Raw genomic sequence first — 24,722 nt, forward strand, 5'->3', positions numbered from 1 at the left:
GCGCCCCTGCCGGGCGCCGGCTTCATCGGGATCGACGAAACGTTCCTCGCGCGGCTTGGGTGCCCGGTGCGGGCGTTCGCCGCCGAATCCTGTGGCGCGCTTTGCTGCCCCTCCCCGTGAGCCGCCGCCGGCGCTGCCTCCGGAGGTATTGCGTTGTGGGAGATTGCGTCCCGAACCGCTGCGTGGTGAACCCTGGCGTCCCGCCTGTGTCATGACCCGTCCTTCAATGTTCCTGGCTGTCAAGGGTGTCCAACAACAACCCTAGCCAGCCCTGCAGATTTACTCTGCCCTGATAAATAATTCCTGTGCAGGCCGCGGCCTACATTCTTTCAGCGTCGTAGAACTCCGCGATGCCTTCCAGCCCCGGCAGATGCGGGGACAGCTGCGGCAGGTCCGCCACTGAGCTGATTCCCAGACGCTCCAAAAAGTAGGAGGTGGTCCGGTAAAGGATTGCTCCGGACTCGGGATCCGTTCCCGCGTCCTCGATCAGCCCGCGCTGGGCCAGTGTCCGTACAACAGAGTCAACGTTGACGCCGCGAATCGCAGACACCCGTGCCCGGGAAACCGGCTGGCGGTAGGCAATGACCGCGAGTGTTTCCAATGCCGCCTGGGTGAGTCTGGCAGTCCGCCCTTCGAGCACATATTTGCCGACGATGTCAGCAAATTCTGCCCGCGAGTAGATGCGCCAGCCACCGGCGATGTTCCGCAATTCAAAACCCCGGGGGCTGGAACCAAAACCAGGCGTGCTGGCCGTTTCCGTATCCGGGGCCTTACCAGTATAGCCGTTATACTCGAGCGCCAGTTCTGCCAGCAGGGTTTTGACGTCGTCGACCGTCAGGTCGAGCCCGGCGGCCAGTTCCTCCTCGGTGGCCGGCTGGTCGAGGACCATCAGTACTGCCTCCAGTGCAGCCTTGGCCCCGCCGGGCAGGTCATGGGCCGACTGTCCGGGCATTGAGCCGTCCGGCAGCTGCTCGTTCACGCTTGCACCTCGTATTCCTCGCCCAGGTTTTCGGCTGACCAGTCCCCCAGCCCGGCGGCCCAGTGGACGGCCAGGTCGGCCAGGGGTGAAAGCTGGTCGAAGGAGACCGCCTTGTCCCGGTAGAGCTCCAGGAGCGCCAGGAAGCGGGCCACCACCACCAGGGTGGAGTCGGCGTCGGAAATCAGCGCCCGGAAGGTCTGCGGCGAGTCCTGCTGCAGACGCAGTCCCAGGATCTCCGCCTGCTCTTTGACGCTGACCTGGCTGCCGTGCAGGTGGGCGGTCCCCACTTCGGTGGGTTGTGGGGCTTTGGGCCGGAGGGCCGCCGCAGCCAGGGCGGCGAACTGTTCCGGGGTGTGTTTCCACACCAGTTCGGGCAGCATCCGCGCGAAGTGTTCCTCCAGCGCCACCTGCCGGGGGAAGCGCTGCCCCTCCTGATGGAGGGTCTCGCCCAGCAGGCCTGCCACGTGCTTGAAGGCCTTGTACTGGAGGAGCCTGGCAAAGAGCAGGTCGCGGGCTTCGAGCAGCGCAATGTCCTCGTCATCCTCCACCTCCCCAGCGGGCAGCAGCCGGGCGGCCTTGAGGTCCAGCAGCGTTGCCGCGATCACGAGGAATTCGCTGGCCTCGTCGAGGGCCCATTCCTCGCCGAGTTCCTGCAGCTTGCGGATGTACCTGATGAATTCGTCGGTCACCGTGGCGAGCGCCACCTCGGTGATATCCAGCTGATGCTTGGCGATGAGGCCCAGCAGGAGGTCGAAAGGACCCGTGAAATTGGCCAGCCGCACCTCGAAGCCGGGCTTGGAGTCGGCCACGGTTATGGCTACGGCGCTCCGCCGCGCGAGATCAGTTCCTTGGCGAGCCGGCGGTACGCGTCCGCGCCCACATGGGTGGCGGCGTAGCTGGTGATGGGTTCCGCGGCGACGGTGGCGTCGGCAAACTTGATGGACCGCTTGATCACGGTTTCAAAGACTTTGTCCCCGAAGGCCTCCACCAGCCGGGTGATGACCTCGCGGCTGTGCAGGGTGCGGGCGTCATACATGGTGGCGAGGACCCCGTCCACCTGCAGGCGGGGGTTGAGCCGGTCCTGGACTTTATCGATGGTTTCCACCAGCAGGGCCACTGCGCGCAGGGCGAAGAACTCGCAAATCAGCGGAATGATGACCCCGTGTGCCGCGGTGAGGGCGTTGACGGTCAGGAGGCCAAGGGACGGCTGGCAGTCGATGAGGACGACGTCGTAATCGTCCTCGACCTTCTTCAGCGCCCGGTCCAGCACCTGCTCGCGGGCAACCTCGTTGACCAGCTGGACTTCCGCGGCGGAGAGGTCGATGTTGGCAGGCAGCAGGTCCACGTTGTCCACGCCCGTCTGGTGGATCGCCTGGCGGATGTCCACCTTGCGGTCCATCAGGACGTTGTAGACAGTGAGGTCAAGCTCGTGCGGATTGACGCCCAGGCCGGCGGACAGCGCGCCCTGGGGGTCGAAGTCGACCAGGAGGACACGGCGCCCGTATTCTGCCAGTGCTGCAGCCAGGTTGATGGTTGAGGTGGTCTTTCCGACGCCGCCCTTTTGGTTCACCATGGCGATGACGCGGGCCGGACCGTGGGAGGAAAGCGGCGCGGGTTCCGGGAACTCGCGGTATGGGCGCCCCGTGGGGCCCATCACCGCGTTGTCCAGGTCGAATGCGGTGCCTTCCAGAGTTGCTGAACCCTGTTCGCTGCTCACGTATCTGTCCACACTTTCGATGACGGGGATGTCCTGCCGCTGGATGGCCAGCGCCGTTCCTTCTTCTCCCCAAGGCTACAGGGGCCGACACGGTATTCCACGGAACTTGACTTTCCGCGAATGGTGAGCCTGACCCTCTAGTAGAGGTCGAAGGTTGCCCGTCCGGGTACAGAAAAACGCCCCCGCAGCGTTGGCTGCGGAGGCGTTTTCAGGTTGGCGGGCCGGGGTCAGGCGTTGACCGGAACCGGGCGGGCCTCGGCCTGCTCCGGAGCCGGATCACCGTGGTGGTGGGCCAGCATCGTTGCTTCGTCGAAGGGCTCCTGGCCGGAGAGGACGCTGTCAACCTGGCTGCCGTCGATCTCCTTGACCCAGGTGCCGATCAGGATGGTGGCCACGGCGTTGCCGGTGAAGTTGGTCAGTGCCCGGGCTTCGGACATGAAGCGGTCGATGCCCACGATCATGCCGACGCCGCCGAGCAGTTCGGGCTTGTGGGCCTGCAGGCCGGCCGCAAGGGTTGCCAGTCCGGCGCCGGTGACGCCGGCGGCGCCCTTGGAGGCGATGATCATGAAGACCAGCAGGGAGATCTGCGCACCCAGGTCCAGGGGCGTTCCCATGGCGTTGGCGACGAAGAGCGATGCCATGGTCAGGTAGATTGCCGTGCCGTCCAGGTTGAAGGAGTAGCCGGTGGGAACAGTCACGCCGACAACCGGCTTGGAGACGCCCAGGTGTTCCATCTTGGCGATCAGGCGGGGCAGGGCTGCTTCGGAAGAGGACGTGGAGAAGATGAGCAGGTATTCCCGGCCCAGGTACTTCATGAGCTTGAAGATGTTGACGCCGGTGACCACTTTGAGCAGTCCGCCCAGGATGATCACGATGAACAGTGCGCAGGTGATGTAGAAGGCGGCCATCAGGGTAAACATGCTGACGATGGCCTGGAAGCCGGTGGCTCCCACGACGGCGGCAATGGCACCGAAGGCGCCCACGGGGGCGAGCCACATGATCATGATCAGGATGCGGAACACCAGTACCTGCCCGTGACCGATGGCCTTGAGGATCGGGGCGCCCTGCGGGCCCATCTTCTGGAGGGCGAACCCTACGAGGATGGCAGCGAAGAGGGTTGGAAGGACCGGGATGTCACCCGGGATGATGTTGAGCAGGAAGGCGACGGTGCTGTCGACTTCCGCCTTCTTATTAGGGTCGTAGGGGGCAAGCTTCAAACCCTCGCCCGGGTGGATCAGGTTGCCCACTACCAAACCGATGCCCAGTGCGAACGTCGACATCGCGACGAAGTAGCCCAGCGCCAGGCCGCCTACCTTGCCCACGGTTGCCGCCTTGGCGATGGAGCCGATGCCCAGGACGATGGTGCAGAAGATCACCGGAGCGATCATCATCTTGATGAGCTTGATGAAGCCGTCGCCCAGGGGCTTGAGCGACTTGCCCACCTCGGGGAACATCAGGCCGACGACGGCGCCAAGGATCACGGCGGCGATGACGGCGATGTAGAGGTAGTGCGATTTGTCGATGCCCTTGCGCCGCGACTTCACGGTGTCGAGCGACTCTCCTCGTTGAGAAGCCATGATGTGTCTCCTTATGGATAATCTGATAGACGCTGCGGCACAGTCTCTGGGCTCTACGCGTCCTTGCGGTGTGACATCCATCATTGGCCACGCCGTGACCCAGCTCACCGTTGCGTTCATATTGGTCGCGGAACACCAACTTGGCCGGAGGTAGACATGATCCAGCGCTGGAGCATCGCCCGGCGGCTTTTTGTGGCGAACCTCCTCATCGTGGTGGTGTTCATCGCCATCGTGGGGTCCGCCACCTACGTCGACGCCCGCGACCGGACGTACGTCGAGGCCGGTCTGCGGATGGCGGGCATTGCCAATTCAATTGCCGCCAGCCCCCTGGTGCTCGAAGCCGCTGCGTCACCGGATCCGTCAGCCCTGCTGCAGCCGTATGCCATGGACGTCATGGCCGCGGCCGACGTCGACTTCATCACCATCATGGCGACCGACCGCACCCGGTGGACCCACCCGCGGCCCGAGGAACTGGGGCGGCCGTACATCGGCTCCATCGATGCCGCATTGCAGGGCGGGGAACTCACCGAGGTCACGGCCGGAACCCTGGGACCGTCAGTGCGGACGATCGTCCCGGTGAAGGATGAAGCCGGCAGGGTCAGGGCGCTGGTAGCCGCCGGCGTCACGGTGGGCACCGTGGACATTGCCTTCGCAGCGCGCCTGCCTGCCCTTCTGGCCATAGGGCTGGCACTGCTGGTGGGCGGGTCCTGGGCCGCCTGGCTGCTTGGCCGGTACCTCCGCAGGGTCACCCGCGGCTGGGGGCCGGAGCAACTGGCCCAGCTGTTCGCCTACTACGAGTCCGTGCTGCACTCGGTCCGCGAAGGACTCATCCTGATCGACACCAAAGGCAGGGTGGTGATGTACAACGACCAGGCCGCCGAACTCCTGGGCCTGGACGAGGCCGGCAGCAAGGACCCTACCCGCACGCCGGCACTGGCCGGCCTTCCCCTCGACGAGGGCCTTCGGGACCTGTTCGAGTCCGGCCGCACCACCAAGGACGAGATTGTCCTCACGGGCTCGCGCGTGCTGGTGGTCAACCAGGGTCCGGCAATAGGCCCGGAGACACCTGACCGGCACGGAAGGAACCCTGTGTACGGCACTGTGGCCACGCTCCGCGACAGGACGGAGATCGAGTCCTTGGGCAACGAACTGGAAACCATGCGGACTCTTTCGGACGCGCTGCGGGCGCAGACGCACGAACACGCGAACCGGCTGCACACGATGGTCTCGCTCCTGGAGCTTGGCCGCACCCGGGAGGCCCTGGACTTCGCCACCAGGGACCTGGAACTCAGCCAGCAATTGACGGACGAGATGGTGGGCTCCGTGGGCGAGCCGGTCCTCAGCGCCCTGGTCATGGGCAAGGTGGCCGAAGCCCATGAGCGGGGCGTCCAGCTGGATGTGGCCACCCTTGGGTCCGGAACAGCGGCAGGCATAGCCGTGGAGGATCTGGTGACCATCTTGGGAAACCTTTTGGACAACGCCATCGATGCCGCCGCCGAAGGGGCACCACCCCGACGGGTGGAGCTCACGGTGGAGTCCGATGAGGAAGGACTGGACATCGCCGTGCACGACACGGGGGCACCCCTTGAGGCCGCAGCGGCCGGGAACATCTTCCGGCACGGCTACAGCACCAAACCGGCGGGACCCGGCGGCCGCGGCATTGGGCTCGCCCTCGTCCGCCAGGCTGTGCAGCGGCGGGGAGGTACGCTGACCATCAACGGACGGCGCGGTGCCAAATTCGAAGTGTTCCTGCCCGCGGCGCTATCCCCAGGGAAGGAGCACAACCCGTGAGCGACATCCGGGTCCTCGTGGTCGAGGACGAGGCGATTGCCTCCGCCGCGCATGCGGCGTATGTCGGGAGGTTGCCTGGCTTCGAGCTCGCCGGAACCGCTCCGGACGGGCAATCCGCGCTGCGGCTGCTGAGCGAACTGTCGGCGGCAGGCATGCCCGTGGAACTGGTCCTGCTGGACATGAACCTGCCGGACCTCCACGGCCTGGACATCGCCAGAAGGATGCGTTCCGCCGGCATTCTTGCCGACATCATCGCGATCACCGCGGTCAGGGAGCTGGCCATCGTGCGCAGCGCCGTGGCCATCGGCGTGGTGCAGTACCTGATCAAGCCGTTCACGTTCGCCACCTTTGCTGACAAGCTGGAGAGCTACCGGCAGTTCCGGCAACAGCTGGCAGGCCCCGGCTCGGGGTCCAGGAAATCCGCGGCATCCCAAAGCGAGGTGGACCAGGCCTTTGCCAGCCTGCGGGCGCCGTCGGAACTGCCCCTGCCGAAGGGACTGTCCGTTTCCACGCTGGAGTCCGTGCAGGAGTTCCTGAGGCAGCAGCGCGACGCTGTGTCCGCCACCGAAGTCATGGACGCCCTGGGTATGTCCCGGGTCACGGCCCGCCGCTACCTGGAGTACCTGTCCGATGCCGGCACGGTTTCCCGGACCGCCCGCTATGGAACGCCCGGCAGGCCGGAAAACGAGTACCGCTGGAGCGGGCGCTGACCCTTACGGCACTGGCACGCTGACTCCATAGTGGCCCCGGCGGCCTCATCCCCTGGCCAGTCATCAACCGGCTGGCTCATCCACCGGCATCGGGGCGGAGGGCGCCCATGAGCTGCTCGATCACCCCGGCATCCTCGATGGTGGACGGGACGGTGTAGTCCTCGCCGTCGGCAATCTGGCGCATGGTCTTGCGGAGGATCTTGCCCGAACGGGTCTTGGGAAGGGCGTCCACCACGGTCACATGCTTGAAATCCGCAACTGCTCCAATATCCCTGCGGACCAGGGCCACCAGCTCCCGGGCCAGCACGTCTTCCGGGATCTCAGCCCCGGATTTCAGCACCACATAGCCGCTGGGGCGCTGGCCCTTGAGCGGATCAGCCAGGCCGATCACCGCGCATTCAGCCACTGCCGGATGCTGCCCGATGACCTGCTCCATGGCACCGGTGGACAGCCGGTGGCCCGCGACGTTGATGATGTCGTCAGTGCGCCCCATGACGAACACGTAGCCGTCCCCGTCCCGGTACCCGGAGTCACCCGTGGCATAGCAGCCCTCAAAGGCCTGCAGGTAGGAAGAGACGTAGCGTTCGTCATCGCCCCACAGCGTGGCCAGGGTTCCCGGCGGCAACGGCAGCCCGAGAACGATGTTGCCCTCCGTTCCGGGCTCCACGTCCTCCCCCAGCCCGTCCACTATCCTCAGCTTGAATCCGGGCATGGGAACGCTGGGCGACCCCGCCTTGATGGGCAGCTTTTCCAGCCCGCGTGGGTTGGCGCAGATGGCCCAGCCCGTTTCCGTCTGCCACCAATGGTCTACCACCGGGACACCCATCTCCCGCGAGGCCCAGTGGAACGTGTCCGTGTCGAGCCGCTCCCCTGCAGTGAAAAGGGTGCGCAAACTGGAGGTGTCGTAGTGCCGCAACAGTGCTGCCTGCGGATCGGCCTTCCGGATGGCACGCAGGGCCGTGGGCGCTGTGAACAGGACGTTGACGCGGTGGTCCTGGATGACACGCCAAAAGGCGCCTGCGTCAGGCGTTCCGACAGGTTTGCCCTCATAGAGGATGCTCGTAGCGCCGGCCAGCAGCGGACCGTAGACGATGTAGGAGTGCCCTACAACCCAGCCGACATCCGAGGCCGTCCACATGACGTCCCCCGGGCCGACGTCGTAAATGTTCCTCAAGGTCCAGGTCAGTGCGACGGCGTGTCCACCGTTGTCCCGCACCACTCCCTTGGGCGTTCCGGTGGTGCCTGAGGTGTAGAGGATGTACAGCGGGTCCGTGGCTTTGACGCCTACAGGCGCGGCCGGTTCCGCGGCGGCCATTTCGGAAGCCCAGTCGAGCCACCCGTGGTCTGCTGCCGTCGCGGAGAAGCCCTCCCGCGCCGCAACAATGACGGGGAGATCCGGCACCTCGGCGAGGGTGAGGGCTTCAGCGACGGCGTGAAGGTACTCGATCCTGCGCGACGGTTCGATTCCGCCGGAGGCAGTAACCACCAGGGCGGGAGCGGCGTCCCTGATGCGTGCCGCGAGCTCTTTGGGCGCGAACCCGCCGAATACGACTGAATGGACTGCCCCCAGGCGGGCAGTGGCCAGCATGGCGATGGCGGCCTCGGGGATCATCGGCATGTAGATCACCACCCGGTCACCCTTGCCCACCCCGCGGCTGCGGAGGGCACCGGCAAAGCGTGCTACAAGCCCGGTGAGTTCCGCGTAGCTGAACCGCTGGCAGGTGCCGAGCATGGCGGAATCGTAAATGAGCGCATCCTGGTCTCCCCGGCCCGCCTCCACGTGGCGGTCCAGTGCGTTGTAGGAGGTATTGAGGACACCATCCGGAAACCAGCGGTAAAGCGGGGCCCTGGCTGAGTCCAGGGCGCGCCGGGGCGCCGTGGACCAGGAAATCCCCGCGGCGGCGCTGAGCCAAAACTCCTCAGGCTTTCTGAGGCTCTGTTCGTAACTGTCCCGATAGCTGCTGGTGACCATGAAAGTGCATCCCGTCCACGACGTTGTGTTGACGCCATGCTAGCCCGGGACGCGAAGGGGAAACAAGAGTTTTGTATACAGAAATTGCACCGCTTGAGGATTCTGGGAAAATATTGCTGGCATTTTGGCAAGCTTTGTATACACTGGAGGGGTCAACACGGAGGAGGCAATTATGCGTGCCAGCGACAGGGCTTACAAGGCTTTGCGCGACGACATTACGGAATGGCGCCTCCTGCCGGGCACTGTCCTGGGGGAGGTGGAGCAGTCCGAACGCCTTGGTGTCTCACGCACTCCACTGCGGGAGGCGCTGAGCCGGCTGACAGCGGAAGGACTGACGACGACGGCGGGCAGCCGCGGCGTCGTCGTCACTGATGTTTCGCTCGATGACATCGACGAACTCTTCGAGCTCCGCGAAACTCTGGAGTGCAAGGCCGCGGCCCTGGCCGCCGAACGCGGTGATGCTGCTGTCTTCCTCCAGCTGCACAAGGAGCTCCTCGAAGCTCCGGCCCTCATTGACAGCAGCGACCCGGGCCGGCATGCCTACTACGACCTCGCCGGACGCCTCGATGCCGCCATTGATGCCGCCGTGTCCAACTCCTACCTGGTCCAGGCCATGCGCGGCCTGCGGGTCCACCTGGTCCGCGTCCGCAGGCTCGCTGTGGACGACGCCCGGCGCCTCACTGCCGCCGCAGCCGAGCATGCGGCCATCGCGGAAGCCATTGCTGCCCGCAATCCGCGGCTCGCCGAAGCAGCCACCACCCTCCACCTGCACCGCAGCCTTTCACACGTCAAGAACACGCACACACCGCATGACAAGGAGCACCATGGTTAAGGAACACCACGTCCGCGTTTACAAGAGCGAGGAAAACCTGCCCCGCGAGGAGCAGCTCGCCTACAGGATTGCCAAGGTGGCCACCGATCCGGTCGAAGTCACTGCGGACGTCACCGACATGGTGATCAACCGGGTCATCGATAATGCCTCGGTGGCTATCGCATCCTTGAACCGTGCCCCGATTGTTTCCGCCCGTGCCCAGGCACTGGCCCACGGTCCCAGCACCGGCGGCCAGGGCGCCAAGGTCTTCGGCATCGGCGAGCGCGTTTCACCCGAATGGGCGGCGTGGGCGAACGGGGTTGCGGTGCGCGAACTGGACTACCACGACACATTCCTGGCAGCTGACTACTCCCACCCCGGCGACAACATCCCGCCCATCCTGGCTGTTGCCCAACATACCGGCGCCAGCGGACGGGACCTGGTACGGGGCATCGCCACCGGGTACGAGATCCAGGTGAACCTGGTGAAGGCCATCTGCCTGCACAAGCACAAGATCGACCACGTCGCCCACCTTGGCCCCTCAGCGGCCGCCGGCATCGGCACACTGCTGGGGCTCGACGTCGAAACCATTTTCCAGTCCGTGGGCCAGGCCCTGCACACCACCACCGCAACCCGGCAGTCCCGCAAGGGCGAAATCTCCACCTGGAAGGCCCACGCCCCCGCGTTTGCAGGGAAGATGGCTGTGGAGGCGGCAGACCGTGCCATGCGCGGCCAAACCTCTCCCGTTCCCATTTACGAGGGTGAAGACGGTGTCATCGCCTGGCTGCTCGACGGCCCGGATGCCTCCTACCTGGTCCCCCTGCCCGAGGCGGGTGAAGCCAAGCGCGCCATCCTGGACACCTACACCAAGGAACACTCAGCCGAGTACCAGGCCCAAGCCTGGATCGACCTCGCCCGGAAACTGAACCGGGAACACCCCGAAGCCACGGATCCGGCCAACGTGAAGTCCATCCTGATCAAGACCAGCCACCACACGCACTACGTGATCGGTTCCGGCGCGAACGATCCGCAGAAGTACGATCCCACGGCCAGCCGGGAAACGCTGGACCACTCCATCCCGTACATCTTCACCGTCGCGCTGCAGGACGGGGCCTGGCACCACGTGGATTCCTACTCCCCCGAACGCGCCGGCAGGCCGGACACCGTGGACCTGTGGCAGAAAGTCAGCACCGAGGAGGATCCCGAGTGGACGCGCCGCTACCACTCCCTGGACATCAACGAAAAAGCCTTCGGCGGCTCGGTGGAGATTGTCCTCACCGACGGCACCGTGATCACGGACGAGATAGCTGTGGCCGATGCCCACCCGCTGGGCGCCCGGCCCTTCGCACGCGCCGAGTACATCAACAAGTTCCGCACCCTGGCCGCCGGCCTGGTGGAGGAGGCCGAAATCGAAAGGTTCCTCGCCGCCGTCGAACGGCTGCCCGAACTCGACGCCGGTGAGCTGGACCAGCTGAACATCACCGCAGCCCCCGGCGTCATCGACCTCGGCGCCGCCCCCAAGGGACTGTTCTGATGCTGTACTCGAAGACCACGCCCGAGCAGAAACGGATCCGTTTCCGGGAGCTCCTGGCCTCGGGAACCATCCAGCAGTTCCCCGGCGCGTTCAACCCGCTCTCGGCCCGGCTCATCGAGGAAAAGGGATTCGCCGGCGTGTACATCTCCGGCGCCGTGCTGGCCAATGATCTTGGCCTGCCGGACATCGGCCTGACCACGCTCACCGAAGTAGCCACCCGCGCCGGCCAGATTGCCCGCATGACCGACCTGCCCGCCATCGTGGACGCGGACACCGGTTTCGGCGAGCCGATGAACGTGGCCCGCACTGTCCAGGAGATCGAGAACGCAGGCCTCGCCGGGCTGCATATCGAGGACCAGTTCAACCCGAAGCGCTGCGGCCACCTGGACGGCAAGAACGTGGTGGACCTGGAGACGGCCACCAAGCGTATCCGGGCTGCGGCGGACGCGCGCCGGGACCCCAACTTCCTGATCATGGCACGCACGGACATCCGCGCCACGGATGGCCTGGCTGCAGCCCAGGACCGGGCGAAGGCGCTGGTGGACGCCGGGGCGGATGCCGTCTTCCCGGAAGCGATGGCCTCGCTGGAAGAGTTCCAGGCCATCCGGGACGCCGTGGACGTGCCCATCCTGGCCAACATGACAGAGTTCGGAAAAAGCGCCCTTTTCACGGTTGAGCAGCTGGCGGAGGTGGGCGTGAACATGGTGATTTATCCGGTCACACTGCTCCGTAGTGCCATGGGTGCTGCTGAGCGTACGCTGGACTCGATTAAGGCTGAGGGAACGCAGGAGGCACAGGTGGGCAGCATGCTCACCCGTGCGCGGTTGTATGACCTGGTGGATTACGAGGCCTACAACCGCTTCGATACCGGGGTGTTCAATTTCCAGGTCCCCGGAAAGCACTAAACCATACCGCCGGCTGCAGCCGGCATCCGAAAGGCGACAGGAACAAGGGAGTTTCAGCATGGCTGAACAGGACATCAAAAAGGGTCTCGCCGGCGTCGTAGTCGATTACACGTCCGTCTCAAAGGTCAACCCGGACACCAACTCGCTGCTGTACCGCGGCTACCCGGTCCAGGAGCTCGCCGCCCGCTGCAGCTTCGAGGAAGTGGCGTACCTGCTCTGGAACGGCGAACTGCCGACGCCGGACCAGCTGGCGGAATTCACTGCACGGGAACGGGCCGGGCGGGCGCTTGACCCGGTGGTGAAGCAGGTGGTCGATGCCCTGCCCACCAGTTCCCACCCCATGGACGTCTGCCGCACCGCGGCTTCCGTGATGGGGGCGCGGCACCCGTTGGCGGAAGACTCCTCGCGCGAGGCAAACATGGCCAAGGCCGTGGACCTGTTCGCCGCGATGCCCGCCGTGGTTGCGTACGACCAGCGCCGCCGGCACGGGCAAAGCCTGGTGGAACCCCGCGAAGACCTGGGATACTCCGCCAACTTCCTCTGGATGGCCTTCGGCGAGGAGCAGGTGCCGGAGGTCGTCGAGGCGTTCAACGTCTCGATGATCCTCTACGCGGAGCATTCCTTCAACGCCTCCACCTTCACCGCGCGGGTGATCACCTCCACCCTCTCCGACCTGCATTCGGCGGTTACCGGTGCCATCGGCGCGCTGAAGGGACCGCTCCACGGAGGAGCCAATGAAGCCGTCATGCACACCTTCGACGAGATCGGGATCAGGCCGGAGGAGTCGTTGGAGGAAGCAGCGGCCCGGGCGAAGGGTTGGATGGAGAACGCGCTGGCACAGAAGAAGAAAGTCATGGGGTTCGGGCACCGGGTCTACAAGCACGGCGATTCCCGTGTTCCCACCATGAAGGCGGCCCTGGACAAGATGATTGCCCACTACGGCCGGCCGGAACTCCTGGGGCTTTATCAGGGCCTCGAGACGGCCATGGACGAGGCCAAGGCCATCAAGCCCAACCTGGATTACCCGGCCGGGCCCACCTACCACCTGATGGGGTTCGACACCGCCACCTTCACGCCTCTGTTTGTCGCCAGCCGCATCACGGGCTGGACGGCGCACATCATGGAGCAGCTGGACTCGAACTCCCTGATCCGGCCGCTCAGCGAGTACGTCGGCCCCGAGGAGCGGCACCTGGCGTAGCTGCTGTTCCGGGAGGTACGACGGCGGGCTGTCCCTGGGCGGGCGGCCTGCCGTCTTTATCCAGAGCTAAGGAAGCAGGCTTTCGGACGAGGCAACCGACTCATTGTCTGTATGCATGGTGACCACCACGTTCACCTGGCCGCCTTCTAAAACCACCGGGAGCCAATGGTCGGCATCCTGCCACATCCGGTCCGCCGGTAGCCTGCCCGTGGGGAACCACTCCGGGACGATCTCGTCGCTTTCAGCAGGTTCGCCCTGCCAGGTCCAGGCCGTGAAGAGGCTGGTTTCCATGTTCCACTCCGGACGCGCCGGAAAAACGAAGCGGACTGCCCCGGCATCAACAAGGTGCTCCGGCTGCACCGAAACGCCCGTTTCCTCGAACACCTCGCGGATGACCGCTTCCCGGTCGCTCTCCCCCGGCTCCACGTGCCCACCGATCCCAACGATCTTCCCCTTGCCGAAGCCGGTTCGCTTCATTCCGAGCAGCACCTCCGTGCCCTCCGGCGTGTCCCGAAGGAGGAAGCACAGCGTCACGGCTGCACCTTGCGGGCTCATCCGAGTGCCCGGGGGTGCGCGGCGGCATAGATCTCGCGCAGGGTGTCCGCCGTGACCAGCGTGTAGACCTGCGTGGTGGTCACCGAGGCATGGCCCAGGAGTTCCTGCACCACACGGACATCCGCCCCGCCCTCGAGCAGGTGAGTGGCGAAAGAGTGGCGCAGGGTGTGGGGCGAGACGTCCTTGGTGATGTTGGCTTTGTCGGCCGCGGCCTTCAGGATGGTCCACGCACTCTGGCGGCTGATCCTGCCGCCGCGGGCGTTCAGGAACAGTGCGGGCGTGCCCTTCCCCTTCGCGGCCAGCAGCGGGCGGCCGCGCACAAGGTAGGCGTCCAGCGCCCTGGCTCCGTACGAACCCAGCGGCACAAGCCGCTCTTTGGATCCCTTGCCAAAGAGCCGCACAATAGCCGGCCCCGCTTCGGCCTCGGCAAGGGAGATATCGTCAACGTCCAGGCCAACGGCCTCGCTGATGCGGGCGCCGGTGGAATACAGGAACTCCAGCAGTGCGCGGTCCCGCAGCCCGGTGGCCGTGTCCGTCCCGGCTGACTCCAGGATCCGGGTAACCTCATCCACGCTGATGGCCTTGGGCAGCCGCTTGCCTGCCATGGGCGGATGGACGTCGCTCGCGGGATCGGCGGGTGTGTAGCCTTCCAGCGCCCAGAACTTGTGCAGCCCCCGGACCGCCACCACCGTCCGTGCGGCTGACCTGACACCCAGTGCCGAACCGCCGTCAGAGCCGTCCGAGAGCGCACGGACATAGCCGGTCACGTGCTGGCGGGTGATGTCCTCCGGCGCCCGGCAACCGGCGGATTCCAGGAAGCGGGCGTAACGGGCAAGGTCGCGACGGTAGGCAGCAAGGGTGTTGGCTGCCAGGCCGCGCTCCACGCCCATGTGCTGGAGATAGTCCGTGATGCCGCGGCTGATCGCAGACGGTACGGCGGGCGTCGCAGCCGGGGGAACATCCTGTACCGGGGCGGATCCGGCCGCAGGAGCAGCGTCGACGGAGGGGTTGGGGGCCATTACCGCTGGCTGGGGTGTTCCGGCCACGGGGCGTCAGCGGGACGCAGGCCTGCGTAACCGTCAGCCCGCGCTGCCGCAGCCGCCAGGATCCCGACGACGGCGGACGGGTTGTGGAGCCGGCCGGCCAGGACGGATGCCACGGCGTCGTCCAGCTTGATCCAGTGGAATTCGATCTCGGCTTCCTCATCCGTCCGCTCGTGGCGTTCGTGATGGGGAACGAACGTCAGTCCGCGGGCCAGGTAGATGCGGATGGCCTCGCTGGAGGACCCGGGAGAATTGAAGACGTCCGCAAGGACGTTCCAGGTGCTGGCGGCGAGGTCCGCCTCCTCAGCCAGCTCGCGGGCCGCGCCCACCAGGAAGTCCTCACCCTGGATGTCCAACAGGCCGGCCGGGATCTCCCAGAGGTCCATCCCCACGGGGTGCCGGTACTGCCTGAGCAGCAGGACCTCGCCGTCGTCGTTCATGGGCAGGACGGCCACGGCGCCCGGGTGGTCGATGTAGTCGCGGGTGAGGGCTTCGCCGGACTCCTGCAGCTGGAACGTATCGCTGACCACGTCCCAGATCCGGCCTTCGTAGACCTTTTCCGTGGACAAAAGACGGCGCGGACTCGGTGCATCCGAAACCTGCACTACATGGGTGGCTTCAGGTGTACCGGGCATCGCGCCGTCCTTTTTCTGTTGTGGGAACTACTTAGCGGCTACCGTACCGGACGCACGGGCTTCCGAAGCACCGGCAGCAGCCGTGTCGGCAGGGTCCGACTCGGTGCCGGTGCCCTGGTGGTCCAGGGCGGCCTTGACCAGTCCGGCGAACAGCGGATGCGGACGGGTGGGGCGCGAGCTCAGCTCCGGGTGCGCCTGGGTGGCCACGTAGTACGGGTGGACGTCGGCGGGCAGCTCCACGAACTCCACCAGCTTTCCGTCCGGGGAGGTTCCGGAGAACACCAGGCCCTTGTCCGCGATCTGGTCACGGTACTTGTTGTTGACCTCGTAGCGGTGGCGGTGCCGCTCGCTGACGGTGGTCTTGCCGTACGTTCCGGCGATGACCGAGCCTTCGTCGAGTTTGGCTTCGTAGAGGCCCAGGCGCATGGTGCCGCCCAGGTCGCCGCGGCCCTCGACATACTCGAGCTGCTCTTCCATGGTCGCGATCACCGGGTACTTGGAGTCAGGTTCGAACTCGCTGGAGGAGGCGCCTTCCAGCCCCACCACGTTGCGGGCGTATTCGATCACCATGCACTGCAGTCCGAGGCAGAGGCCAAGGACGGGCAGCTTGGTTTCGCGGGCGAACTTCAGCGCACCGAGCTTGCCTTCAAGCCCGCGGATGCCGAAGCCGCCGGGGACGCAAATGGCGTTGACGCCGTCGAGCGCCTTGATGGCACCTTCACGCGTTTCACATTCGTCGGACGGAACCCAGCGGATCTTCACCTTGGTGTCGTTGGCGAAGCCGCCGGCGCGCAGGGCCTCGGTCACCGAAAGGTAGGCGTCCGGAAGGTCGATGTACTTGCCCACGAGGGCGACCTCGACGTGGTGCTTGGGGTTGTGCACGGCTTCGAGCAGCTTGTCCCAGCTGGTCCAGTCCACGTCCTTGAACGGCAGGTCCAGGGCGCGCACGATGTAGGAGTCCAGGCCCTGGGTGTGCAGGGTCTTGGGGATGTCGTAGATGCTGGGGGCGTCAGCGGCGTTGACCACGGCGTCGATGTCGACGTCGCACATGCGGCCGATCTTCTCGCGCATCGCCTCGGGCACTTCGCGGTCCGAGCGGATCACGATGGCCTCGGGCTGGATGCCGATGGAGCGCAGTGCGGCGACGGAGTGCTGGGTGGGCTTCGTCTTCAGTTCCTGCGACGGCCCGATGTAGGGAACCAGCGACACGTGGAGGAAGAACACGTTGGTGCGGCCGATGTCCTGGCGCACCTGGCGGGCGGATTCTAGGAACGGCTGGGATTCGATATCGCCAACGGTGCCGCCGATTTCGGTGATGATGACGTCCGGGGCGTTCTTGCCCTCGGCCGGCAGGCGCATGCGGCGCTTGATCTCGTCCGTGATGTGCGGGATGACCTGGACGGTGTCGCCGAGGTATTCGCCGCGGCGTTCCTTGGCGATGACCGTGGAGTAGATCTGGCCGGTGGTCACGTTCGCGGAACCTTCAAGGTTCTCGTCGAGGAAGCGTTCGTAGTGCCCGATGTCCAGGTCGGTCTCTGCGCCGTCGTCCGTGACGAAGACTTCACCGTGCTGGAAGGGGTTCATCGTGCCCGGATCCACATTCAAGTAGGGATCGAGCTTCTGCATAGTTACAGACAGGCCGCGTGCCCGCAGCAGGTGGCCGAGGCTCGAAGCCGTCAGTCCCTTGCCGAGCGAGGACGCCACACCACCGGTGACGAAGATGTGTTTGGTCGTCTTGGATGAGCCCGGGAACCGGGAATTTACACGGGAATTTGATCGCTGCACCACGGAATTCGAGCCTATCATCAATTGAGCCTTCCACGGGTCGGGTGGAACTGTCCCCCAAACCTCCTAGTCTGCAGGGCCGGCCGCCCGCGGATCAAGGGTTGTGGACCGGCGGGAGGCGGCTGGGTTCCGGCGCGCCGGCGCCGTCAGGCCCGCTGTGGCAGGAGTTTGGCGTCATCCAGCAGTTCCTGCGCGTGCGCCTGAGCGGATTCCGAGTCCTCCTGCCCGGCCAGCATGCGGGCCAGCTCACGGACCCTTTCGGGGCCGTCAAGGAGGCGCACATCACTGGACGTGAACCCGGTGGCCGTTCCGCCGTCGGCACCCCGGACGGAGGTCTTGGTGACGGTGATGTGCTGGTCCGCGAAGGCTGCGACCTGGGGCAGGTGGGTCACCACGAGGACCTGCACGTGCCGGGCGAGCATGGCCAGCCGGCGGCCGATCTCGACGGCGGCGCGTCCGCCCACGCCGGCGTCCACCTCGTCGAAGACAAACGTCGGCACCGGATCGACCGCGGCCAGCACCACCTCGATGGCGAGCATGACGCGGGACAGTTCACCGCCGGACGCGCCCTTGCCGAGCGGCCGGGCCAGCGCACCGGAATGCGGCTGCAACAGGAAGCCGATCTCGTCCGCCCCATGCGGGCCAAGCTGGGCGGCCGGCTCCAAGGTGACCACCAGGGTTGCGTCAGCCATGGCCAGTGCCTTCAGCTCTGCGCTGACGCGGGCCGAAAGATCCTTGGCTGCCTTGGCCCTGATCTTGCTGATGGCCGCCGCCTGCTTCTTCAGCTCGGCCCCTGCCCGGACCACTTCCGCGTCCAGTGCCTCGATCCTTGATGAATCGTCCTGCAGCTCGTCGAACCGGACCCGGGCCTTCTCCGCCCACTCCAGCACCTCGTCGATGGTGGGCGCGTATTTCCGGACCAGCTTGGCCAGCGAGGCACGCCGGTCCTCGATTTCCGCCAGCCGTTCGGGGCCCTCGGAGTCCAGCCCGGCCTGGTAGCTGGCCAGTTCCGTGGCGATGTCGTTGAGCAGGAAGCCCACTTCGGCAAGGCGGGCGGCAGCCGAGCCCAGTTCGGCGTCGTGTTCGGCCACATGTTCCAGGGTCCGCTTGGCGGTGTCCACCAGGGTGGTGGCGTCGCTTTCCTCGCCGAAGTCCTCGGCGATCAGTGCCTGATGGGCCGTGCTCGCGGCGATGCGCAGCTCTTCCACGTTAGCCAGCTTGACCGCCTCGGCCTTCAGCAGCTCGTCCTCCCCCGGCTGCGGATCCACCTCGTCGATTTCTGCCAGGGCTGTCTGCAGCGATTCGGCCTCGCGCAGCCGGTCGCGGGCGGCGCTGCGCAGCGTGTCCAGCTCGGACTGGCTGGCTTTCCAGCGGTTGTAGAGGTCCTGGTAGGCGGCCAGCGGCCCGGCCAGGGCTTCCCCCGCGAACTTGTCCAGGGCACCGCGCTGGGCGGCGGCCCCTTTCAGCCGGATCTGGTCCGACTGGCCATGCACCACCACAAGGGTTTCACCGATCTCGGCCAGGACCCCCACGGGGGCGGCGCGGCCACCCAGGAACGCACGGCTGCGCCCATCAGCACCCAGGCGCCGTGCCAGGATCAGCTCGGCTCCGCCGTCGAACTCTTCCGCTTCCGCGCCCGCATCCAGGGCGCGGGCCACAGCCGGGTGGCCGGCGTCGAGCTTCAGCACAGCTTCCGCCGTGGCGCTCTTCGCCCCGCTCCGGACTGCGCCGGCGTCCGAGCGGGCGCCGAGCAGCAGGCCGACGGCGGTCACCACCATGGTCTTGCCGGCACCGGTTTCACCGGTCACCACGCTCAGGCCCGGGCCCAACGGGAGGGTTGCGTCGGTGATGACGCCGAGATCGCGGATTCTCAGTTCTTCAAGCATCGTTTCACTTTGCGGTCGACGGATCGGGATCAGCATCGGGCCGGCCGTGTTCCGGCACCTGGAGGGGCGGCATGGGCCGCGGCGTCCGGACGATCGGGATGGGCCCGGTGTGGATGGCCTCGGCCTTGGGGACCGGGCCGCGCCAGCCGTGGATGGGCAGCTCGAACTTCCGGACCAGCCGGGCGGAGAACGGCGTCTGGTGCGTCCGTGCCAGCCGGACGGGGGTGGCCGATTTGGTGACTTCCACGCGCGAGCCGGGCGGGAGGTCCACCGAGCGCCGGCCGTCGCACCAGAGGACCCCCACAGCGTCGGTGCGGCCCAGGACCTCCACCGCAAGCTTCGAGCGGGGGGAGACGACGAGGGGCTTGGCGAAGAGGGCGTGGGCGCTGATGGGGACGATCACCAGGGCCTCCACCTCCGGCCAGACCACGGGGCCGCCCGCTGAAAAGGCGTAGGCAGTGGAGCCGGTGGGGGTGGCGAGCACGATGCCATCCGAGCCGAAGGACGTCAGCGGACGTTCGTCCACTTCAGTGACCACCTCCAGCATGCGTTCACGGTTGGCTTTCTCGATGGCGGCCTCGTTCAGGGCCCAGGTGTGCCAGATCTTTTGGCCGCGGACCCAGACCTGCACGTCGATGGTCATCCGTTCTTCCACCGTGTACTCGCGGCTGGCGATCCAGTCGACGGTCTGGGCAAGGTCCGCCCGTTCGCTTTCCGCCAGGAAGCCCACATGGCCGAGGTTGACGCCCAGCAGGGGCACGTCCACCTCGCGGACCAGCTCGGCGGCGCGCAGGATGGTGCCGTCGCCGCCAAGGACCATCACCAGTTCGACGTCCGGCAGCTGGACGTGGTCGTGGAGGACCTCCACGGGCTGGGCGAGGTGCCCGAAGAACCGTTCCATGTCCCCCAGTTCGGACTCCTGCATCACCGGCACAATCCCGGAGGCGTGCAGCAGGGCGCAGGCCTCCCAGGCAGCCTTCAGTGATTCCTCGCGGCCGGTGTGGGCAAGGACCAGTACTCGCCTGCTCATCAGGTTCCGCTCTCTAGTGGTTCGGCCAGATACGTCCGAGCAAGGCAGCAACTGCTGCCCCGCGCTCTTCGATCTTAGGCAAGTCTGTCCCGATCCTGCGTCTTATCCACAGGAAGTACTCGACGTTTCCGTCCTGGCCGGGCAGTGGACTGGCCGCCAGACCGCACAGGTCCAGACCGGCGTCGAGCGCCGCCAGCGCCACTTTCTCCACCGCCAGCCGTCGTTCGCGCCCGGAGGTGACCACGCCTGTGCGGCCCAGCCGGTCCTTGCCGATCTCGAACTGCGGCTTGACCATAAGCACCAGGTCGCCGCCGGGTTCGGTGCACTGCGCCAGGGGCTGGACCACCAGGGTGAGCGAGATGAAGGACAGGTCCGCGACGGTCAGGGCAGCGGGTCCGCCGATGTCCGCCGGTTCGATGTACCGGACGTTCATGCCCTCGTGGACGGTGACCCGCGGATCGTTGCGGAGGTGCGGCACCAGCTGGCCGTGCCCAACGTCGACCGCCACCACGGCGGCCGCGCCCCGCCGCAGCAGGACGTCAGTGAAACCGCCCGTGGAGGCACCGGCGTCCAGGCAGCGCTTGCCTTGTACGGTGACCTCCGGAAAGGCGTCCAGGGCACCGGCCAGTTTGTGCCCGGCGCGGCTGGCGTAGGTGTCCTGTTCGTCGTGTTCGACGGCGATGTCCCTGTCGTCGTCGACCTGCAGGGACGCTTTTGCCAGGACTTTGCCGGCGGACGTGACCTTGCCTTCGGCGATCAGGACGGCGGCGTGCGTGCGGGACCGGGCCAAGCCGCGGGCCACCAGGGCCTGGTCGAGTCGTACGGGCATCAGGCTCCGCCGTCCGTGGCCCGGGCGTCCGGGTGCTCATCATTCAGTGCTTCGAGGAGCTCGTCATGCAGGGCGGTGTAGGCTGCTTCGTGCTCTGCGACGGGGGCCTGGGGCAGGTCCGCCAGCCGGGCGAGGGCCCGCGCCGCGGCACGATCCGTGATGCCGGCGCCGGCTGTGTCCGGCCAGTCCGGGAAAGGCTGGGCTGCTGCTGCGTCGGGTCCGGTCAGCTCAGTCATTCAACCAGTCTAATGATCCAGCCAGGCAAGTTTTGGCGCCTTGGGAGCCGTGGCTTCCGGGGTCGCCGCCCACCACGCAGCGCAGGCCGCCCGCCAGGCATCGAGGCTGTCCTGACTGCCGATGATGCCCACCGCGCCGTTGGCCACGCGGGCCGAAGCCCGCCCGCACATGTAGGTGCCGTCGTCGTGCGTCACCTCCGGGTAGGGCCGGTACAGGTCCGGCAGCGTTTCGATGATGTAGTCCGGACGTTCGGCGGCGCGTGCCGCCAGGATGGTCTGCCGGGTGTCGACGCCGGTCAGCACCGCCACCGTGGCGAAGCCCGCGTTGTTGCCGCCCAGGATGTCAGTGTCCAGCCGGTCGCCTACCACCAGCGGACGCTCGGCGCCCAGCCTCTTGGCGGCCGAGTGGAAGAGCGGCGCCTCCGGCTTTCCTGCCACCAGCGGCTGCTGCCCGGTTGCCGCGGCTACCGCAGCCACCAGCGTTCCGTTGCCGGGGGCGATTCCCCGTGCCTGGGGTATGGACATGTCCGTGTTCGTGGCAACCCAGAGCGCTCCTGCGTTGACCACATACGTGGCTTCCGCCAGGTCCTTCCAGCCGATGTCCGGGTTGAAGCCCTGGACCACTGCCACGGGATTTTCGTCCTGGCTGTAAACCGGGACCAGGCCCACCAGTTCGATCTCGCGGGCCAGCGCCGGGCTTCCGGTGATCAGGATCCGGGATCCTGGCGCCAGCCTCGACGCCAGTAGCTCGGCCGCAGCCTGTGACGAGCTAACCACCTGGTTGTCCTCCGCGGGAGCACCCAGTTCACGCAGGTGCGCCGCAACCTGGGCCGGAGAGCGGGACGCGTTGTTGGTCACGTAGCCCAGCCCCACTCCCAGTCCGGACAACCGCTGCAGCGACTCCACCGCGCCGGGGATGGCGTGGGGACCCGCGTAGACCACTCCATCCAGGTCGGCCAGGAGCGCATCGAACAGGGTGATCAGGGGAACTTCGCTCATTCGTGTCAGTCTTCCCGGCTGTCCTGGTTGTCTTCGGTGTCCTGGTTGCCGCTGGTGTCCGCAGCGTCGCCGTTGTCCGAGAAACCGTCCAGTTCGTCGTGCTCCACGGAGTCTTCGTCGGACTCCGCATCGTCGGACATGAAGTAGTCCGCTTCCTGGTCATCGATGTCAGTGTCCCCGACCCCGGCGGCCTCGACCTCATCAGTACCCGCAGCGGTGCCCGCGTGGGCAGCGGCGGAGGGACCGGCGTCGGCGGTTGCTTCCGGGCCGGCGGCGGCGGATGCACCGGCAGCGGCGGCTGCCTGGCTGGCCACGGAGGCGCGCTCCAGGTTGCGGCGACGCTCGGCTTCCTCGCGGGCTTCTTCCTCCTCGTCCCAGCCGAGGTCGATGATGTCAGGCTCCTCGTCGATTCCCTGGCCCAGCGCGTTCTCGGCCACAACGGCCTGTTTCTGCCACTTGTCCGCCTCGGCTTCGCGGCCGACGGCGGCGAGGGCATCAGCGTAGGCACGGAACAGCCGGGGGCTGTAGGAGAAGGCCCGGTTCATGTCCAGCTGCGGGATTTCAAGTTCGGCGACGGCGGCGTCCAGCTGGCCGAGGTCCCTCCGGGCACCTGCTGCCACGATTGCCAGTTCCACCTTGCCGGGGGCGTCCAGGTCCTGGGCTTCCTCGGAGCGGGCCACATCAAGTGCCCGGTCAGGCCGGCCCAGTCCCCGCTCGCAGTCGGCCATCACCGGCAGGTGAACGTTGGAACCGCTGATGCGCCGGTAGGTGCGGAATTCCCGGAGCGCCTCGCCGTAGTGGCCGGCGGCGTAGGCGGTGAGGCCCACGGCTTCACGGACTGCAGCAAGCCTGCCGCCGCGGCGGCTTGCCGCCAATGCGTGCTGGAACGCCAGTTCCGGCTCGTCATCAATCAGGCGGCCGGCCATGACCAGGTGGCGGGCAACCCACTCCGCGCTTCGTGATTCAAGGGTTTTGATCTGGTGCTGGGTGGCGCGGTCCAGCTCTTTGCCCGTGACATCCTCATCAATTTCGGGAGAGCGTTCGCGGTCGGGGCGGTTGGCGCTGCGGATGTCCCGGGCGTTGGGAACGCGTGCCGGACGGTCTTCCTGGCGGTCGCGGCCAAATCCACGGGGGCCGGAGTCACCTCGGGGTGCACCACCGCGGGGTGCCTCACTACGGTCGAAACTGCGGGAGTCACGGTCCTGCCGATCCTGCCGGTCACCGAAAGGCCTGCGGTTGTCGCCGCCCCCGAAGCTGCGGCGCTCAGCGTCGTCGCGACGCGGACGGTCTCCGTAGGACCGGTTGTCCCGGTCCCCGTACTGCTTGCGCTCTCCCCCGCCGCCGAACCCGCGGCGGTCATCGCCTTCCCGGCGCGGCCGGTCACCGAAGGGCTTCCGGTCACGATCGCCAAAGGACTTGCGGTCGCCGAAGGGCTTCCGGTCACGATCGCCAAAGGACTTGCGGTCGCCGAAGGGCTTCCGCTCGCCACTGCCGAAGCTACGGCGGTCGCCGTCGTCGCGGCGCGGCCGGTCACCGTCATCGCGGCGCGGCCGGTCACCGTCATCGCGGCGCGGCCGGTCACCGTCATCGCGGCGCGGACGATCACCGTCATCGCGGCGCGGACGATCACCGTAAGGCCGGTTGTCCCGGTCGCCGTACTGCTTGCGCTCTCCCCCGCCGCCAAACCCGCGGCGGTCACCGTCATCGCGGCGCGAACGGTCACCGTAAGGCCGGTTCTCCCGGTCACCGTACGGCTTGCGCTCCCCGCCGCCAAACCCGCGGCGGTCCTCGCCTTCCCGGCGCGGACGATCGGTGAAAGGCTTCCGGTCACGATCGCCAAAGGGCTTCCGCTCGCCGCCGCCGGCCGCACCCCGGTCATTGTTGTCGCGGTTAGCGCGGGATCGGAACCCCCGTGGATCGCCGCCGGAGTTGTTGTTTCCCCGGAAGGCTCCGCGGTCGTTTCCGCGGTTGCCGCCGTTGTGCTCGGCCATGATGGATTCCTCCTGTTGTGAGCCGACCACTGGCGCAACTGCAGCCGCTCGTATCCGTGTTTCGTTTCCTACGCAACCCGAAATCAAGCGCTTCGAAGTCCGTACATCTTCATCAATTCTAGGCGAGCCCTATAAACCGCCGGGACAGTCCGGCCCGGAAGTGGCGCATCGTGGCAATCTTCACACCCAACCGCCGCCCAGGCGGGCACCTTCCGGGCCGACGCTCTCTCAGTTCCTGCGGTGTTTGCCTGGATGCTTTCCCACTTGTGGTGGTGTCTTCGCCGTCGCGCGCTCACTTGTGGCGCTCCCGGGCCGGACGCGTGGGCGGTCGTTCCTAGGGAGGGCGGCTGCATCCGGTGGGGGCCGCCCTGGGTCTCGGTGCATGACGTGGGTTGGTGGTTAAAGTGGTAGGGCCCTGACAGTGTTTGTCAGGGCCCTACTAATGTGTTGTCCGGCGGTGTCCTACTCTCCCACACCCTCCCGGGTGCAGTACCATCGGCGCTGTGGGTCTTAGCTTCCGGGTTCGGAATGGGACCGGG

At 66.7% G+C, this 24,722-nt stretch carries 21 protein-coding genes, 1 rRNA gene and 1 pseudogene; 6 read left to right on the forward strand and 17 right to left on the reverse strand.

Features of this window, described 5'->3' with window-relative positions; translation table 11 throughout:
• The 5 genes and pseudogenes from AC5RTT_RS13910 to AC5RTT_RS13930 all read right to left on the reverse strand — a co-directional run.
• Window positions 1–213: pseudogene (locus AC5RTT_RS13910) on the reverse strand (pseudouridine synthase); the annotation flags it as partial.
• 106 nt (window positions 214–319) lie between these two features.
• Entirely contained in the window at window positions 320–952 is a 633-nt protein-coding gene (gene scpB / locus AC5RTT_RS13915; RefSeq protein ID WP_494145707.1) for an SMC-Scp complex subunit ScpB, read from the reverse strand.
• 23 nt (window positions 953–975) lie between these two features.
• Window positions 976–1,788: a segregation and condensation protein A gene (locus tag AC5RTT_RS13920; RefSeq protein ID WP_494145688.1), complete on the reverse strand. Its 813-nt coding sequence runs from the start codon at window positions 1,786–1,788 to the stop codon at window positions 976–978.
• 8 nt (window positions 1,789–1,796) lie between these two features.
• Complete coding sequence (locus AC5RTT_RS13925) at window positions 1,797–2,696, reverse strand: ParA family protein (RefSeq protein WP_133352394.1); 900 nt, start codon at window positions 2,694–2,696, stop codon at window positions 1,797–1,799.
• 227 nt (window positions 2,697–2,923) lie between these two features.
• Window positions 2,924–4,273 carry a cation:dicarboxylate symporter family transporter gene (locus tag AC5RTT_RS13930; RefSeq protein WP_494145689.1) on the reverse strand — a complete coding sequence of 450 codons (1,350 nt, stop codon included), beginning with the start codon at window positions 4,271–4,273 and terminating at the stop codon, window positions 2,924–2,926.
• A gap of 156 nt (window positions 4,274–4,429) precedes the next feature.
• On the opposite strand from AC5RTT_RS13930, the gene AC5RTT_RS13935 reads away from it, so the two are divergent.
• Window positions 4,430–6,064 carry a sensor histidine kinase gene (locus tag AC5RTT_RS13935; RefSeq protein ID WP_494145690.1) on the forward strand — a complete coding sequence of 545 codons (1,635 nt, stop codon included), beginning with the start codon at window positions 4,430–4,432 and terminating at the stop codon, window positions 6,062–6,064.
• A complete protein-coding gene (locus tag AC5RTT_RS13940; RefSeq protein ID WP_494145691.1) occupies window positions 6,061–6,774 on the forward strand; it encodes a response regulator in 714 nt (237 codons plus the stop codon). The genes AC5RTT_RS13935 and AC5RTT_RS13940 overlap by 4 nt, the downstream gene beginning before the upstream one ends.
• 76 nt (window positions 6,775–6,850) lie before the next feature.
• On the opposite strand, the gene AC5RTT_RS13945 is transcribed toward AC5RTT_RS13940, so the two are convergent.
• Window positions 6,851–8,746: an AMP-binding protein gene (locus AC5RTT_RS13945; RefSeq protein ID WP_494145692.1), complete on the reverse strand. Its 1,896-nt coding sequence runs from the start codon at window positions 8,744–8,746 to the stop codon at window positions 6,851–6,853.
• Window positions 8,747–8,918: 172 nt separating this feature from the next.
• Between AC5RTT_RS13945 and AC5RTT_RS13950 the strand changes: the two genes are divergently transcribed.
• Genes AC5RTT_RS13950 through AC5RTT_RS13965 form a run of 4 tightly spaced genes read left to right on the forward strand, consistent with a single transcriptional unit; the run spans window position 8,919 to window position 13,194 of the window.
• A complete protein-coding gene (locus tag AC5RTT_RS13950; RefSeq protein ID WP_494145693.1) occupies window positions 8,919–9,578 on the forward strand; it encodes a GntR family transcriptional regulator in 660 nt (219 codons plus the stop codon).
• Window positions 9,571–11,091, forward strand: coding sequence for an MmgE/PrpD family protein (locus tag AC5RTT_RS13955; protein ID WP_494145694.1), 1,521 nt, complete (start codon window positions 9,571–9,573; stop codon window positions 11,089–11,091). Before AC5RTT_RS13950 ends, AC5RTT_RS13955 begins: the two co-directional genes overlap by 8 nt.
• Window positions 11,091–11,996 carry a methylisocitrate lyase gene (gene prpB / locus AC5RTT_RS13960; RefSeq protein ID WP_494145695.1) on the forward strand — a complete coding sequence of 302 codons (906 nt, stop codon included), beginning with the start codon at window positions 11,091–11,093 and terminating at the stop codon, window positions 11,994–11,996. Before AC5RTT_RS13955 ends, prpB begins: the two co-directional genes overlap by 1 nt.
• A 58-nt stretch (window positions 11,997–12,054) precedes the next feature.
• Window positions 12,055–13,194: a bifunctional 2-methylcitrate synthase/citrate synthase gene (locus AC5RTT_RS13965; RefSeq protein ID WP_494145696.1), complete on the forward strand. Its 1,140-nt coding sequence runs from the start codon at window positions 12,055–12,057 to the stop codon at window positions 13,192–13,194.
• Window positions 13,195–13,260: 66 nt separating this feature from the next.
• Here the strand turns inward: AC5RTT_RS13965 and AC5RTT_RS13970 are convergent, their stop codons facing one another.
• The 11 genes from AC5RTT_RS13970 to rrf all read right to left on the reverse strand — a co-directional run.
• Window positions 13,261–13,749, reverse strand: coding sequence for an 8-oxo-dGTP diphosphatase (locus AC5RTT_RS13970; RefSeq protein WP_494145697.1), 489 nt, complete (start codon window positions 13,747–13,749; stop codon window positions 13,261–13,263).
• Entirely contained in the window at window positions 13,746–14,768 is a 1,023-nt protein-coding gene (gene xerD / locus AC5RTT_RS13975) for a site-specific tyrosine recombinase XerD (RefSeq protein ID WP_494145698.1), read from the reverse strand. Before xerD ends, AC5RTT_RS13970 begins: the two co-directional genes overlap by 4 nt.
• Complete coding sequence (locus AC5RTT_RS13980; RefSeq protein WP_494145699.1) at window positions 14,768–15,427, reverse strand: NUDIX domain-containing protein; 660 nt, start codon at window positions 15,425–15,427, stop codon at window positions 14,768–14,770. The genes xerD and AC5RTT_RS13980 overlap by 1 nt, the downstream gene beginning before the upstream one ends.
• A 27-nt stretch (window positions 15,428–15,454) precedes the next feature.
• Window positions 15,455–17,233: a CTP synthase gene (gene pyrG / locus AC5RTT_RS13985; RefSeq protein WP_494145700.1), complete on the reverse strand. Its 1,779-nt coding sequence runs from the start codon at window positions 17,231–17,233 to the stop codon at window positions 15,455–15,457.
• Between the two features lie 125 nt (window positions 17,234–17,358).
• The gene (gene recN / locus AC5RTT_RS13990; RefSeq protein ID WP_494145701.1) at window positions 17,359–19,098 is read right to left on the reverse strand and encodes a DNA repair protein RecN; all 1,740 of its coding nucleotides are present in this window, start codon (window positions 19,096–19,098) and stop codon (window positions 17,359–17,361) included.
• Between the two features lie 4 nt (window positions 19,099–19,102).
• Window positions 19,103–20,128 (reverse strand): NAD kinase, encoded by a 1,026-nt coding sequence (locus AC5RTT_RS13995; RefSeq protein WP_494145702.1) that lies wholly within the window; start codon window positions 20,126–20,128, stop codon window positions 19,103–19,105.
• Between the two features lie 13 nt (window positions 20,129–20,141).
• A complete protein-coding gene (locus tag AC5RTT_RS14000; RefSeq protein WP_494145703.1) occupies window positions 20,142–20,957 on the reverse strand; it encodes a TlyA family RNA methyltransferase in 816 nt (271 codons plus the stop codon).
• Window positions 20,957–21,193: a hypothetical protein gene (locus AC5RTT_RS14005; protein ID WP_494145704.1), complete on the reverse strand. Its 237-nt coding sequence runs from the start codon at window positions 21,191–21,193 to the stop codon at window positions 20,957–20,959. The genes AC5RTT_RS14000 and AC5RTT_RS14005 overlap by 1 nt, the downstream gene beginning before the upstream one ends.
• A 9-nt stretch (window positions 21,194–21,202) precedes the next feature.
• Entirely contained in the window at window positions 21,203–22,192 is a 990-nt protein-coding gene (locus tag AC5RTT_RS14010) for an HAD-IIA family hydrolase (protein ID WP_494145705.1), read from the reverse strand.
• Between the two features lie 5 nt (window positions 22,193–22,197).
• On the reverse strand, window positions 22,198–24,183 hold the full coding sequence (locus tag AC5RTT_RS14015; RefSeq protein WP_494145706.1) for a hypothetical protein: 1,986 nt from the start codon (window positions 24,181–24,183) through the stop codon (window positions 22,198–22,200).
• A 449-nt stretch (window positions 24,184–24,632) separates the two neighbouring features.
• Window positions 24,633–24,722 (reverse strand): 5S ribosomal RNA (gene rrf, locus AC5RTT_RS14020); the annotation flags it as partial.

It is taken from the genome of Arthrobacter sp. Y3221157 (genome assembly GCF_059089865.1).

Coding starts and splice junctions, on each gene's coding strand:
- AC5RTT_RS14005 (WP_494145704.1), bottom strand. CDS start 21,193: ATGACTGAGCTGACCGGACCCGACGCAGCAGCAGCCCAGCCTTTCCCG.
- AC5RTT_RS14000 (WP_494145703.1), bottom strand. CDS start 20,957: ATGCCCGTACGACTCGACCAGGCCCTGGTGGCCCGCGGCTTGGCCCGG.
- AC5RTT_RS13950 (WP_494145693.1), top strand. CDS start 8,919: ATGCGTGCCAGCGACAGGGCTTACAAGGCTTTGCGCGACGACATTACG.
- AC5RTT_RS14015 (WP_494145706.1), bottom strand. CDS start 24,183: ATGGCCGAGCACAACGGCGGCAACCGCGGAAACGACCGCGGAGCCTTC.
- AC5RTT_RS13930 (WP_494145689.1), bottom strand. CDS start 4,273: ATGGCTTCTCAACGAGGAGAGTCGCTCGACACCGTGAAGTCGCGGCGC.
- scpB (WP_494145707.1), bottom strand. CDS start 952: ATGCCCGGACAGTCGGCCCATGACCTGCCCGGCGGGGCCAAGGCTGCA.
- AC5RTT_RS13970 (WP_494145697.1), bottom strand. CDS start 13,749: ATGAGCCCGCAAGGTGCAGCCGTGACGCTGTGCTTCCTCCTTCGGGAC.
- AC5RTT_RS13965 (WP_494145696.1), top strand. CDS start 12,055: ATGGCTGAACAGGACATCAAAAAGGGTCTCGCCGGCGTCGTAGTCGAT.
- AC5RTT_RS13995 (WP_494145702.1), bottom strand. CDS start 20,128: ATGAGCAGGCGAGTACTGGTCCTTGCCCACACCGGCCGCGAGGAATCA.
- AC5RTT_RS13980 (WP_494145699.1), bottom strand. CDS start 15,427: ATGCCCGGTACACCTGAAGCCACCCATGTAGTGCAGGTTTCGGATGCA.
- AC5RTT_RS14010 (WP_494145705.1), bottom strand. CDS start 22,192: ATGAGCGAAGTTCCCCTGATCACCCTGTTCGATGCGCTCCTGGCCGAC.
- recN (WP_494145701.1), bottom strand. CDS start 19,098: ATGCTTGAAGAACTGAGAATCCGCGATCTCGGCGTCATCACCGACGCA.
- prpB (WP_494145695.1), top strand. CDS start 11,091: ATGCTGTACTCGAAGACCACGCCCGAGCAGAAACGGATCCGTTTCCGG.
- AC5RTT_RS13955 (WP_494145694.1), top strand. CDS start 9,571: ATGGTTAAGGAACACCACGTCCGCGTTTACAAGAGCGAGGAAAACCTG.
- AC5RTT_RS13935 (WP_494145690.1), top strand. CDS start 4,430: ATGATCCAGCGCTGGAGCATCGCCCGGCGGCTTTTTGTGGCGAACCTC.
- pyrG (WP_494145700.1), bottom strand. CDS start 17,233: ATGATAGGCTCGAATTCCGTGGTGCAGCGATCAAATTCCCGTGTAAAT.
- AC5RTT_RS13945 (WP_494145692.1), bottom strand. CDS start 8,746: ATGGTCACCAGCAGCTATCGGGACAGTTACGAACAGAGCCTCAGAAAG.
- xerD (WP_494145698.1), bottom strand. CDS start 14,768: ATGGCCCCCAACCCCTCCGTCGACGCTGCTCCTGCGGCCGGATCCGCC.